Below are 13,987 nucleotides of genomic sequence, written 5' to 3' on the forward strand. Positions count from 1 at the left end.
TGTCATAATTTACATTTACTTCACAATAGTTTCAATATTTTGTGGTCTCTAATCTTTTTTTATTATCATAATAACTTTGTGTGGAATTATCAATAAATTCTGCAATAGCATTCCAAGTTTCATAGTTTATATTTCTATATGTAGCATATACACTTGTCGTAGGACGAATATTAATTTTTTTTGACACTTCTATTCACCTCATATCACTTTAAATCTGCACTCAGCATATATTTAATTAAATATTCAATAACATCAACACTGACTGTATTACCTAATTGTTTATAAGTTTCTTTTAATGGCTGATTATTAAAATTTAAAGATTTAAAACCATATAATCGTGCCATTTCTTCAGGTTGTAAATATCTCTTTTCACAACCTAATATAGGAGTTTGAGTAATAGCTACTAGAGTTGGAATAAAATCCGGTCTCTTAACTCGTACTCCAGAAGGTCTAAATTGAATAATCCCTTTCCAAACATCATCGATATCCTCTCCAGCATTCCATTCAAACTTTTGATTGGATTTTATCAAACTATCAAACAGCAATTTGTGTTCTTCATACCATGAATCATAAAGAAGTTTATTATCTTCATAAAATCTTATATTCCTTTTTATTATTCCTTTTTTCCAGTCAGGCAATTTACTATCGTTTTCAATTTGTTCAATTGTATAAGAAAAATATTGAGGCCATAGAGGACTTATTAATCTTCTTTTATTCTGCCTCAATAAATGATAAAGATCATTCCACATATCTATAATTTTGATTGTATCTTCACCAAGATCACTTTTATCATTAAAATCAAAATAATCTTTTCTAAGTCCTTTAGAAATTAATCCATTCTCATAAATAGAAGTTTTAATTCTATCATGCTTTTTTCCGAATAAAAATTCATAATTAATTAAAAACGAATCTAAATCATTCATATAATCTTTATTATAGCACAATATAAAAAAACGTTCTCTTAATGCTGGTATTCTTTTATCTGGCACCTGATTTGGACTAAGAATCACATGATCAACTATATATCCTGCATTTTCCAACGAATCTTTAATCGTTTTCCAAGTATTCCCATCTTTATGTTTATATAAATTTCTTACATTTTCTAACAAAATCATTCTCGGATTATGCGACTTGACAATTTCCAAAATCTCATAAAAAATTGTCCCTTTTGTTTTATCTTTAAATCCCATCTGACTACCCGCTTTTGAAAATGGTTGGCAAGGAAAACCTGCAAATAAAAAATCAAGTATTTCACCAGATAATTTGTCCTTTATTTTCTTATGGGTTTCTTCAGATTTCAAATCATAAAATGCGTCGATGCCATAGTTTTCTTCATATAATTTGGCTGCATATTTATCATTATCCACTGCAAATAAACAATTGGCATTTTCATGCCTTTCCTCACATACTCTCTCAATTGCTTGGTGAAAGCCACCAATCCCACAACATAAATCTATGTAATTCATTACTTCAACCTTTTACTTTCTTTATACTTTCATTTATTCTATAATTATACACTTTTTCCACATACTAATTCTATAATTAAAAATTATTTATATCCCAAAAATTTCATTATAAATAATCTAGCACTCTTCATCATAACTATCAGCAATAATACACCATACTTAATGTACATATGCATTAAGTTCATACCATTCAAATCAAAAAGAAAATACTCTATTAATGCTGAAAATATATTATATTCATTTAACTTTCTTATTCTAATAATTATTCCATATTTCAAATAATTCACATAATCCCTTTTAATCATGTATAATACACCTAAAGGGGTACACATCATATGAACTTAAAAGAAAAAATCAGTATTTATTATACAAATCTCACACCAACAGAAAAAAGAATATGTACTCTCATAATGAAAGATCCTTCTATCATTATGGAACATAACATTATTGAAGCAGGTGAACTATGTCAAACTTCTAAATCTGCAATGCTTAGGTTTGCTAAAAAATTGGAGTATAGAGGATATTCAGAGTTTAAATATTCTGTTGAAGAGTATTATAAAAACGAAAATGTGGATAATGTTGAAAACACACAAAACACTATTCTTTCACAAATATCTAATAATTATGCACTCACTATTAATCAAATAGGTAACTCTTCCTATGATGGGCAATTACAAGAGTTAGCACAGCTATTAGATGAATATCCTTATGTAAAATCTCTAGGTATTGGTAACTCTTCATTCTGTGCTAGTCAGCTCGTATATTCCTTATATTCATACAATAAGTTCTTCGAAGCTGTAACAGATCAACCTCAGTTCACATATCTTAATAACTGTCTATCAAAAGATTATTTACTTATTATCTTTAGTGTTTCAGGATCAAATACTTATCTAGACTTGCTTAAAACAGCAAAACGAAAAGGTGCATATACTGTACTTATCACAATGAATAATGATACAACATTAAAGAATTATGCCAATATGATTTATTATCTACCTTCTACTGTTGAACCTAGAAGTCAAACAACTGTTTTAAAACAATTCGATAATAGAACAACTCTTCACTTTTTCGCAGAAATTATTTCATACTATTACGGATTATATTCCGAAAGAAAATAAGCACCTCAATTAAGAGATGCTTATTTTTCTATATGATAAATACCATATTTGTTAGGAACATAAGTAAATGAAACTTCTTGAAGTTGTTCATTGAGATACTTAGCAAGACATTCAATTCCTGGTGCTTCACAAGTCATATGATTAATAACAATAAGAGGTAAGTCATTATCCATCGCCCATTGAACCGCAGTCCAGTTATTGATGCCATCGTCACTTACTAAGCAGGCATCAACTTCATGTTCAGACATTTGAAAAACATCTGTACATGCTCCAGTACCTATTCCTAATCTATTTATTTTTTTATTCTTATCACCAATCACTTCAATGCCATACTGATAATAAGGCTTGATTTGTTTTATGATATGGTGTGCTAATTCTTCGACTGTCATATTTACATCATTCGCAAATCTTAAGAATGAATAATCATGTGACTCTTCGAAATTCAAATCTAATACTTTTGCCCAGCAATCTCTTACACCATATTTTGGATATAAATCCCATAAATCATGACATCTATATAACGTAATATCATGTTTTTCTAATAATGCTTCTTTTTCTTTCTGTGCTTTATAAATAGCTGTAGGAAGTGATGTTGATGCCATATAAAATGCATTTTCATGTGTAATAATGAAATGCACATCATGTTCTATTGCATACTGAATAATTTCTTTAGTAGCAACCCAGCAAACAACTACTTTATTCACGTCTTTTTGATCATCACCAAATAGAATGCGGTCTCTTGTACAACTTCTATTGACCCACTCACCTTGTGATTCTAATAAATCTAAAATTTGTCTAACTCTCATATATCCTCCTTTAAAAACCTGGAGAATAGGATAACCCTATTCTCCCTGTTCAGATAATTTCTCGTCTTCTAAATCCATCTGTTTATCATAAGATTTCATAAATGGAATGAAGACAATAATGTTGATTGCAAATAAGACAAACCAAATAATAATAGCACGATAATCCATAGTTGAAAGGAATGCATATAGTGGTGCAGGTAGAGTCCAAGGAACACTCATACATGTCTTATTCATAAGACCTGCAGCTGTTGATAAATATGCAACAACTAAATTAATAGCAACACAAATCATACTTGGAATGAATGTTAAAATGTTTAATACTGTTGGAACACCAAATACTAATGGTTCATTGATGTTAAATACTGATGATGGAATTGCTAAATGTCCTAATGAACGTAATCTCTTATTCTTACATACAAAGTTCAAGTTAAATAGAATTGCAAGATAAGCGATAGCTAATCCAAAGATAAATGTAAAGTTACCTGCAATAATGTTTGGAATTTCTTTGTTTGCATTATATGCAGCTAAGTTAGCAACTAAGTTACCAGTGAAAATTGGTGTAGTAATAGCACTTACCATGTTATCACCATGAATACCGAAGAACCAGAATACTACTGTTAATAATACAATAAATAACATAGATGGTAATGATGCAGTCGCTGAGATAAGTGGTGAGAAAACAGTAAATACAAGATTTGTAAGACCTGATCCTAATGTTGCAATACATACCTGATCTAAGAAGATAAAGAATAAAATATCAACAACCATTGGCAATAAGACTTCAAATGGTCCAGCAACCATAGGTGGCACACCGGCTGGCATTTTGATTTTGATATTTTTCTCAATCATGAAGTGATTAATTTCAATTACAACAAGTGCAACGATAATAGCTGCAAACATAGAACCAGAACCAAGACCACTTAAATTGATATAACTACCATCTTTAATAGTCTGTGGAACTGCTGCAATACATAAGAAAGTAAATAATGCTGTAATCGCATTTGGGAAAGCTTCCATTTCATAATGCTGTGCTAAACGATATGATACACCAAGCACTACATATACAGAGATGATTCCAATTGTTAAGTTAAATGGAATTGTAAGAATTGAAGACCACTGAGTAGCCCATGTCTTCCATGCGATTAAAAAACTAAAGAAGAAATTAGTAGGTTTCATAACCTCTAAATCAACTGGTGGGTTCGCAATCATAAGTGAAATACCACCAATAACTGTAAGTGGAATTAAAATTGTAAGACCATCTCTTAATGCGGCAAGATGTCTTTGTGAAGCAATCTTTGTTGCTACTGGTACAACTTTTTCTTCCATCACTTTTTGAAACTTGTCAAAAAAAGCTTTTAATTTTTCCATAAACAATGTCCTTTCTATCCTTCGTAAGTGTTTACATATATGATTATATTCTAGTTGTGAAAAGGTGTCAATACATTTTGCTACTAAGTGGGAATTTTCTCATTAATCAGGCTTAATAAACTAAATTCCACGCTTAATATCATTATTTTATTATATTGATACTTTTTCTCATTATCTCATTTGATTATTTATTATGATTTTTCAAAATCATAGCACATAAAAAATCTTTTTAAATCTAATCTACCTTCAGCAAACTAACGAATGAAATCATGAGCCTTTAATAGCTACCTCAAAGTGCCTACTACCCTCCTATCTGATTCTCTAGTAGAATACATATTGGATGGTATTTAACATGAGTGAACAACTATTAATCATACATACACAAGAAACATTCAAAAAACATCTCTATGAAATTAATGATCACATTCTATTCTTCTATTCCTATGGTCATAGTAATGCGACTGCTATTATAGGTAACAGTTCTATTATCTTAATAGATACTCTAGATTCTAATGAATATTCACAAGACTTATTGAATGACTTAAGAAAGTATACAGATAAACCTGTTAAAACATTAATCTATACTCATGGTCATCCAGATCATAGAGGTGGTGCAGGTACTTTTAGAGATACTGTAGAAGAAGTTATAGCTTTTACACCATCTAAAACACCTTTAAAATATTATGAAAAGATTGATGATGGATTAAGAAAAAGAGGAACATATCAACATGGATATACTCTTACAAATGAAGAAGCAATATGCCAAGGTATTGGTATAAGAGAAGGTAAGGTTACTGGTCATGGACATTATGATTTTATCTCTCCTACTACTTTATATACTGAAGATAAAGTCATAAGAGATATTGATGGTATACATCTAGAATTATATAGAGCGCCAGGAGAAACTGATGATCAAATCTGTATTTGGATGAATGATGATCAGGTTCTCTGTACAGGTGATAATTATTATGCTGTTTTTCCAGCACTCTATGCTATTAGAGGTACACAATACAGAGACCTTGCTACATGGATTGATTCTTTAAACCTTATTCTTTCTTTTGATGCAAATGTTTTATTACCAGGTCATACACGTCCTTTATTAAACAAAGAATTAATCCAGAACCAAGTAGGTCAGTTCAAAGAAGCTATCGAATATATTCTCTTTAATACCCTAGACTGTATTAATAAAGGTCTTACTCTAGATGAAACAGTACAAACTGTTTCATTACCAGAAGAACTTAAGAACTCACCTTACTTACAGGAATATTATGGAACTGTAGAATGGGCAGTCAAAAGTGTCTATACAGGTTATGTAGGATGGTTTGATGGTGATCCTGTCCATTTATTACCTGTTAGTGATCAAGAATATAATAGTGTCTTATTAGATCTTATTGGTGAAGAAAAGCTATTAGAGAAGATTAAAGATTGTATGTCTCATTCACAATATCAAATAGCTTTACAATTATTAGAGCTTATAGACAATAAAGAACTAAAAAAAGAATGTTTACTACAACGTGCAAAACAAGTAAAGAGTGCAAATGCCAGACATTATCTTATTGCATGCAGTAAAAATATAAATAGAGATTAAGAAAAAATCCGCATGAGGTTATTTTAAATTCTATAATCTCAAGAAAATAAGATTATGCAAGCAAAAATGGGGATGATATAACCCCATTAAGCTTGCTTTTTTTAATTTTCAAAGTGCTATATAGATATTTTACACAATCAAAAAAGACATTCTTAATCAAGAATGTCTACTTGTACTGCGTTAATTGTCATAAGGCTAGTAAAGTCATTAATAGATAATGTACCTACAATCTTTACTTTCTGACCCTGTTTAAACTGCTTAATTTTATAGTTTGGATTATAGATGATTGTATCAATACCACCTACATTAGGAATAAAGAAGCTTAACTTGATATGATCAAAATAATCTTTTACAGGTGCTTCATGAATGACTAGACCTTCAATAGAGATAAGAGTCTTTTCCTGCCCATTTCCAAATGGTGATAATACCTGTAAGTATTCTTCTATATTTGTCTTAGATAAATCTGAAATTTCTAATGGAATCACATCTCTTACTCGATCATCATCGTGGAATTCATCACTAATAAAGTATCCTGCATTGATTTCATCCGCAATAGGTGCAACAGAACGGAACTTACCTGTACCAGGACAGCCATAAATAAGGTACTTAACCATCTTCTTCGCATTATTTAAGGAACTAAGATAATGTGCCATCTTATTTGTGATAGAACCAGACATAACACTTTCATTATATATCTTCTTGAATTCTCTTTGACGCATATTGTTTTTCTGTCTTGTCTTAGGTGTTAAAGCAACAAACTCAATCGCATCAAAACGACAGTCATTTAATAAACCTAAAGTCTTCTTTAAATGATAACGGTTAGAGTTACATAGAGGAACTCCTTCAGCCTGAATACCAATACCTGCAAGAGAAGCTAAATACTGATTTTCTTTACCAAGTAATGTATTAATAAGCTGTAATACAAGTAAACTCTGTGCAACATCTTCATCCTTATAGTGACCACCAGGTACTAATGGATATACATTGTCACCATCTCTTACTTCTAACTGATTTCCTAAGATAATATGAAGACCAGGACCAAAATCATCCTGAGGACCATCAAAGAATTCAAAAGCTGATTTCCCTTTAGCCATTAAGACACCTAGGAAAATCATTGCACTTTCTAATAAATGATGTAGTTCTGTACTCATGATACAAATATGAATCTTAGACTTAGAAGCACATGCTTCTTTAATGAGATTCAATGCTGTTTCACCATTCTCTAAATCTGTAAAGTTATAATAAAATGGTGTGTTGAGTGCTTCATAGTCTTCTTTTGTGAAGCCTCTATGTTCTACATATTTTGCAATAATAGGATTCACTTCATATGAATCCATAATTTCTTTTGTATGAGATAATTCAACTTCGTGAAATATCATTTTTTCACTCCCCTCTTTCCAAAACAATTATAACGAATGGTTCTCTAAAAAAAAAGTGTTACTTTCATTTACTCATTTTGAAACTTCTCAACACCTTTAATTCTATTATGTTAGACTATAGTCATGAGGAGGGGATTTCATGAAGAAAGATCAATATCAAATGGATATGACGCACGGTCCATTACTTGGTAAGATCTTAATATTTTCTATACCATTAATGTTTTCAGGGGTTTTGCAGTTATTATTTAATGCAGCAGACGTTATTGTGGTAGGACAGTTTGCTGGGCCACGTTCTATTGCGGCAGTAGGTTCTACATCTTCTGTTGTCAATCTATTAGTGAGTTTATTTATTGGTTTATCCGTTGGGGTCAATGTACTAGTTGCACGTTTTATTGCCTCACAAAGAGACAAAGATACCCATGAAACAGTACACTCTGCCATACTACTCGCAATTGTCTTTGGCTTGATCTTTGCGATTATTGGTGTAACAGGTGCAAGAATGATCCTAGAAGCGATGGGATCACCTGATGATGTCATCAATCTTGCAACAACCTATTTACGTATATATTTTGTAAGTATGCCCTTTGTCGCTTTATATAACTTTGGGGCTGCCATACTAAGAGCTATTGGTGATACAAAAAGACCACTTATATTCCTTATTGTAGCGGGTGTTGTAAATGTCATATTAAACTTAATATTTGTTATTATATTCAAGATGGATGTAGCTGGTGTCGCACTTGCAACATTTACGGCAGAACTTGTTTCTTCAATTCTTATTATTAACTGCTTGATGAAAACAAGTACTGTCATTCATTTAGATATTCATGCTTTAAAGTTTCATAAAGATAAAGTGATTCAGATATTCAAAATTGGTTTACCTGCAGGATTACAGGGTGCTATCTTCTCTATTTCTAATATTCTGATTCAGTCATCTATTAACTCATTTGGTTCTATTGCGATGGCAGGTAATGCCGCAGCAGGATCACTTGAAGGATTTGTTTATCAGTCTATGAATGCCATCTATCAGGCATGTGTCACTTTCACAAGTCAGAACTATGGTATTAATGATAGAAAGAGAGTCGATAGAGTTCTAGCATTATGTATTGGAATAGTCACGGTTGTAGGACTTGTTTTAGGTAATCTTGTCTACTTCTTTGCGGATGAACTCATTCGCATCTATACAACAGATGTACAAGCTATTGCCTATGGTCATGAAAGATTATTATATATATGTGTCCCTTATTTCATATGTGGCTGGATGGATGTCATAGTTGGTTCATTAAGAGGTTTAGGTTATTCTACTATTCCTATGATTGTATCTTTAATAGGTGCATGTGGACTAAGAGTCCTGTGGATTCTTACTATCTTCCAATATTTCCATACACTTAATTCTATTTATTTATCATATCCAGTAACATGGGTTGTTACTGCAGCAGCCCATCTTATTACTTATATGATCCTAAGAAAAAAAGCTTTTAACTAAAAAAAGCCATTCAGAAATTTAATTCTGAATGGTTTTTTTGTCTGGTAACTGTGCAATAATAATCGCGATAAACATAAGTACACAGCCCAATCCTTCTTTAATTGTAAGACTCTGACCTAAGATCATCCATCCTGCAAGTACTGAGAATACAGACTCCATACTCAACAAAATAGAAGCTACTGTAGGATTCATACCCTTCTGTCCAATAATCTGTAATGTATAACCCGCTCCACTTGATAATAATCCAGCATAGAGAATAGGTGCACATCCTGCCATGATATTATGCATAGATACATCTTCAAATAGAAACATAGGAATAGTATTTAATAATGCACATGTGAAGAACTGAATACAGCTCATCTTTACACCATCTACTAAAGGTGAATAGTGATCAATCACAAGAATATGTAATGCGAATACACAGGCACATGCACATACTAATAAGTCACCTTTACCTAAAGAAAGAGATCCTGTCATACATAATAAGTAAAGACCAATTACTGCTAGGACAACAGAGATACCAATCTTAGGACTTAACTTCTTCCCTAAAAATAAGCTAAAGAATGGTACAACAATAATATAAAGTGCTGTAATAAATCCCGCTTTACCTACAGTTGTATACTGAATACCAAACTGCTGCAGGGCACTTGCTAGACCTAATACAATACCGCAGGCAATTCCACCTGCCCATAATTTCTTATCCTTGAAATTCATTGTATGATCAAAGAAATAAATAAGTGGTAATAAAACAAGTCCACCTAAATAACTACGTAAGGCAGTAAAAGTAAATGGTCCTACATAATCCATACCTGCACTTTGTGCTACAAAGGCACAGCCCCAGATGAAGGCTGTAAGTAGTAGTAAAAAATGATTTTTATAACGCATGATTTTCCCCTCCTACAAAGGGGTATTCTACACGAAATCATCTCTACTTACAAAAGATATTTATCTACAATTACCTTTATTCCATCATGATCATTATCTAATGTGATTTCAGTAGCCAATTTCTTAATTTCTTCTGTCGCATTCCCCATCGCAATTGCTTTACCAGCACTTTGGAATGCTTCAATATCATTTCCACTATCTCCCATCATGACTGTATTTTCAATAGGGATATTTAAGTAAGATGATAGGAATTCAAGTCCTGCTCCTTTAGTAATACCTAAAGGTGTGACTTCAATAGCTGTTTCTTCTACCACAGCACAGCTGACTGGAAATACTTCTAGTTTCTTTAAAAGCTGATTCATTGCATCAACACTTGGATTATATAAACAGAACTTAAGGATTTCATCCTTATGTACTTCTGCATATTCATAAATATCCTCTACAATAAATGCACGGCTTTCAAACATAGATTGATAAATAGCCATATTGTAGTAAGGCATATTCTCTACATCTTTTTGAGAGGCAATAGAATGCGACGAATCTAGTAAATACAACATCACATCCTCTTTCTTCACAACATCCATCATCTGTGTAAATACATCTGTATCAAAAGAATGAACTTCTAATGGCTGATCATTCTTAAAATCATAGATCAAGCATCCACTTAATAAGATTCCATAATCACAGAAATCTAATTCACCTTCATAGTCTTTTAATTCTGCTAGCCCTCTTCCTGTACATAAACAGATACTCCGTCCTCTATTACTTGCTTCATTTAAAGAAGCTGATGTATTTGGCGAAATTGTCTTATCAGACTTTAGAAGTGTACCATCCATATCAAGTGCTAGAAGATATCTTTCCTTGATCCATCCATAATGCAGACAGGCATTGTAGATACCATCCTTGTCGGCATCAGTAGTCACATAGGTTGCTTTCTTCTTTAATTCATCTATACCATTACCCATCGCAATACTTGTCCACTCTGGAATAAACATAGACAAATCATTCTTTTCATCACCAAATACGACAACATCCTTAACATCACCACCAAGATGTTCCACCATACGTTTAATACCCTTGCTCTTATCTCCTGGTTCTACAAACAAGTATTCCTTGTGAAAACGACACCAAGGTAACTTCTTTAAAGATTCTAGTTTTTCTTCTTCACCCTTGAAGCAGGCAATATATACCTTATAGATTTGATCATAATCACGTGGATCTAAACCTTCTACCACTTCTGTCTTCATATAAATATCCTGAGTAAACTCATAAAAACGATCATCTGGTGCAAGTCTTCTTGTTTTGTTGTCAGGAGAAAAAGCCCATATCAAACCCTTCTTCTCACATTCATCTATTAAATCAAGACATAATTGGTAATCCAATGGTTCTATGCCTTTTAACTGATCATCAATAGTAATTCCATTCCCTCCATCACTGATCATATTATGAAAACCTAATTCATGCATATAATCATGTGCCATAGCATAACTTCTACCTGTCGCAATCGCAATAAAATGACCCTCTGCTTCTAGCTGTTTTAAAGCATATTGTGTTGATTCAGGAATATACTGATCTCCTGGTGTACCTACAGCTAAAGTTCCATCAATATCAAAGAAAAAGTATTTTCTATTCATCATGTACCCCTCACTTTCGAGATACATTATACACGTACAAACATGAATTACTCAATCATCATTGATGCATGTTCTAGAATGAATAGTTAGAGTCTTCACATACCATATGTTCTGGATAAATTTCCATAGCATATGAAGTTGTTCCTGAACGATTTGGATAGAAGCGTCCTCTAACACTTCCTTCAATAGACACAGACTGACCCTTTTCAAAGTGGTCTACAACATACTGTGCTTTCTCATCCCAGATCACACAACGTATATAATCATAACGTGGTCTATCTTCAGTTCCTCCTTTCGTAGTAAGTAAGAAAGAACCTCTAAGTATTCCATTTCTAGATTCTTTCACTTCTGGATCAGATGTAATCTGACCTTGTAATTTAACTTCATTCATATTTTTATTCCTCCTTCTATATACTTATTCCCTAAAACAATTAGAAATTACTTAAGATTTTTTAAAAAAAGTTTAATTCCCTACAACCCTTATGGTATATAATGTTTAAAAACGGAGGAGATTATATGGAATTAGAAACAAAAGCAATCCATGAAGGCTGGAAGCCTGGTAATGGAGAACCTAGACAGTTACCAATTTATGAAAGTACTACTTTTAAATATGATTCAAGTGAAGAAATGGGTATGTTATTTGATTTAGAAAAAGATGGTTATTTCTATTCACGTTTACAGAACCCTACAAATGATGCAGTAGCAGCTAAACTTACAAGCATGGAAGGTGGCTATGCTGGTATGTTGACAAGTTCAGGACAGGCAGCTAACTTCTTTGCGATTTTTAATATCTGTGAAGCAGGAGGACATGTTGTTGCTTCTGGTAATATTTATGGAGGTAGTTATAACCTACTTTCAGTAACTATGAAGAAAATGGGTGTTGATGTTACCTTTATTAATCAGGATGCATCTGTAGAAGAAATCAATGCGGCATTTAAAGAAAATACTAAATGTATGTTTGGAGAAACATTATCTAACCCTACAATGGAAGTATTAGATATTGAAAAGTTTGCATCTATTGCCCATGCACATGGTGTCCCTTTAATTGTAGACAATACATTTGCAACACCTGCGAATTGTCAGCCTATTAAATGGGGTGCAGATATTGTAACTCATTCTACAACTAAATATTTAGATGGGCATGCATCTGGTGTAGGTGGTGCTATTATTGATAGTGGAAACTTTGACTGGATGAGTCATGCAGAAAAGTTCCCAGGACTTACTACTCCAGATGATAGTTATCATGGAATCACTTATGCAAAGAGATTTGGTAAAGCAGCTTATATTACTAAAGCCACTGCACAGTTAATGCGTGATTTAGGATCTATTCCTTCACCATTTAATAGTTATTTATTAAATATTGGAATTGAATCATTACCAGCACGTATGCGTGTACATTGTGAAAATGCCTTAAAAGTCGCTACATACTTAAAGAATCATCCAAAAGTTGCTTGGATTCACTATCCAGGACTAGAAGATGATAAATATCATGAAGCAGCTAAGAAGTATATGCCTCATGGTACATGTGGTGTTATGTGCTTTGGTTTAAAGGATGATAAGAAAGAAGCAGTGACTTTCATGGATCACTTACAGCTTATTAACATTGTGACTCATGTTGCTGATGCAAAGACTTGTATCCTACATCCAGCAAGTCATACACATCGTCAGATGACAGATGAACAATTAAAAGAAGCAGGTGTTGATCCAACACTTATTCGTTTATCTATTGGTTTAGAAAACCCAGATGACTTAATTAAGGATATCGAAGAAGCATTAAAGTATTAAAAAAGACTGTTCAAATGAACAGCCCTGAAAGCAGAATTTATTTCTGCTTTTTATTATGCTTTCCATAAACCATGAAGATTGCAGTAGTCATAAGCTGCTACAACTTCATCACCTTCACCAATATAGAATACAGCTTCAGGCTTATCAGAAGGTGTTAACTGTTTGAACTGAGTACCATTCTTAGTTTCTAATACAATTAATGTGATGTAGTGTGCTTCAGTCATAGGATGTTCTACTGATCCTACAGATACTGTTACTTTATTATCTTCTACTTTCACTACAGGAACATGCTTTTCAACTGCGGCATCAGTTGTATTTGGTGTTAATTCCTTCATAGGTTCACCACAACAAACTACTGGTACACCAGAATCTACAAAATGAGTGATAACGTTACCACAATGTTCACAACGATAAAATTTCATATTCAATTCCTCCTTTATCTACTTCTATCATATCACTTTTAGAATATGACTAC

12 protein-coding genes are annotated in these 13,987 nt (G+C 32.5%); 4 read left to right on the forward strand and 8 right to left on the reverse strand.

The annotated features are described in order from the left end of the window. Nucleotides 1-203: 203 nt before the first annotated feature. Complete coding sequence (gene dcm / locus ACT8VG_RS01870) at nucleotides 204-1,466, reverse strand: DNA (cytosine-5-)-methyltransferase (RefSeq protein WP_444195083.1); 1,263 nt, start codon at nucleotides 1,464-1,466, stop codon at nucleotides 204-206. 335 nt (nucleotides 1,467-1,801) lie between these two features. Between dcm and ACT8VG_RS01875 the strand changes: the two genes are divergently transcribed. Then, nucleotides 1,802-2,584, forward strand: a complete 783-nt coding sequence (locus ACT8VG_RS01875; RefSeq protein WP_444195084.1) for a MurR/RpiR family transcriptional regulator — start codon at nucleotides 1,802-1,804, stop codon at nucleotides 2,582-2,584. Between the two features lie 20 nt (nucleotides 2,585-2,604). On the opposite strand, the gene ACT8VG_RS01880 is transcribed toward ACT8VG_RS01875, so the two are convergent. Together ACT8VG_RS01880 and ACT8VG_RS01885 are read right to left on the reverse strand one after the other, a co-directional pair. After that, nucleotides 2,605-3,390 (reverse strand): Nif3-like dinuclear metal center hexameric protein, encoded by a 786-nt coding sequence (locus ACT8VG_RS01880; RefSeq protein WP_444195085.1) that lies wholly within the window; start codon nucleotides 3,388-3,390, stop codon nucleotides 2,605-2,607. Between the two features lie 36 nt (nucleotides 3,391-3,426). Further along, nucleotides 3,427-4,758 carry a PTS sugar transporter subunit IIC gene (locus ACT8VG_RS01885; RefSeq protein ID WP_195920944.1) on the reverse strand — a complete coding sequence of 444 codons (1,332 nt, stop codon included), beginning with the start codon at nucleotides 4,756-4,758 and terminating at the stop codon, nucleotides 3,427-3,429. A gap of 352 nt (nucleotides 4,759-5,110) precedes the next feature. Here ACT8VG_RS01885 and ACT8VG_RS01890 point away from each other — a divergent pair, with 352 nt between their 5' ends. After that, nucleotides 5,111-6,346 (forward strand): alkyl/aryl-sulfatase, encoded by a 1,236-nt coding sequence (locus ACT8VG_RS01890; RefSeq protein ID WP_444195086.1) that lies wholly within the window; start codon nucleotides 5,111-5,113, stop codon nucleotides 6,344-6,346. A 152-nt stretch (nucleotides 6,347-6,498) separates the two neighbouring features. Here ACT8VG_RS01890 and ACT8VG_RS01895 read toward each other — a convergent pair whose 3' ends face one another. After that, the gene (locus ACT8VG_RS01895; protein WP_444195087.1) at nucleotides 6,499-7,725 is read right to left on the reverse strand and encodes a hypothetical protein; all 1,227 of its coding nucleotides are present in this window, start codon (nucleotides 7,723-7,725) and stop codon (nucleotides 6,499-6,501) included. 139 nt (nucleotides 7,726-7,864) lie between these two features. Here ACT8VG_RS01895 and ACT8VG_RS01900 point away from each other — a divergent pair, with 139 nt between their 5' ends. Beyond that, nucleotides 7,865-9,208, forward strand: a complete 1,344-nt coding sequence (locus tag ACT8VG_RS01900) for an MATE family efflux transporter (protein ID WP_217106744.1) — start codon at nucleotides 7,865-7,867, stop codon at nucleotides 9,206-9,208. Between the two features lie 18 nt (nucleotides 9,209-9,226). Here ACT8VG_RS01900 and ACT8VG_RS01905 read toward each other — a convergent pair whose 3' ends face one another. The 3 genes from ACT8VG_RS01905 to ACT8VG_RS01915 all read right to left on the reverse strand — a co-directional run bounded on the left by ACT8VG_RS01905 (nucleotide 9,227) and on the right by ACT8VG_RS01915 (nucleotide 12,118). Then, a complete protein-coding gene (locus ACT8VG_RS01905) occupies nucleotides 9,227-10,093 on the reverse strand; it encodes a DMT family transporter (RefSeq protein ID WP_195920947.1) in 867 nt (288 codons plus the stop codon). A 47-nt stretch (nucleotides 10,094-10,140) separates the two neighbouring features. Next, nucleotides 10,141-11,730 (reverse strand): Cof-type HAD-IIB family hydrolase, encoded by a 1,590-nt coding sequence (locus ACT8VG_RS01910; RefSeq protein WP_331873937.1) that lies wholly within the window; start codon nucleotides 11,728-11,730, stop codon nucleotides 10,141-10,143. 70 nt (nucleotides 11,731-11,800) lie between these two features. After that, on the reverse strand, nucleotides 11,801-12,118 hold the full coding sequence (locus tag ACT8VG_RS01915; RefSeq protein ID WP_022425350.1) for a single-stranded DNA-binding protein: 318 nt from the start codon (nucleotides 12,116-12,118) through the stop codon (nucleotides 11,801-11,803). 125 nt (nucleotides 12,119-12,243) lie between these two features. On the opposite strand from ACT8VG_RS01915, the gene ACT8VG_RS01920 reads away from it, so the two are divergent. Further along, the gene (locus ACT8VG_RS01920; RefSeq protein WP_444195088.1) at nucleotides 12,244-13,512 is read left to right on the forward strand and encodes an O-acetylhomoserine aminocarboxypropyltransferase/cysteine synthase family protein; all 1,269 of its coding nucleotides are present in this window, start codon (nucleotides 12,244-12,246) and stop codon (nucleotides 13,510-13,512) included. Nucleotides 13,513-13,565: 53 nt separating this feature from the next. Here ACT8VG_RS01920 and ACT8VG_RS01925 read toward each other — a convergent pair whose 3' ends face one another. Further along, the gene (locus ACT8VG_RS01925; protein WP_117459137.1) at nucleotides 13,566-13,934 is read right to left on the reverse strand and encodes a desulfoferrodoxin family protein; all 369 of its coding nucleotides are present in this window, start codon (nucleotides 13,932-13,934) and stop codon (nucleotides 13,566-13,568) included. Between the last annotated feature and the right edge of the window lie 53 nt (nucleotides 13,935-13,987).

This window comes from Catenibacterium sp. (assembly GCF_052354645.1).
Taxonomy (GTDB): domain Bacteria; phylum Bacillota_I; class Bacilli_A; order Erysipelotrichales; family Coprobacillaceae; genus Catenibacterium; species Catenibacterium mitsuoka_A.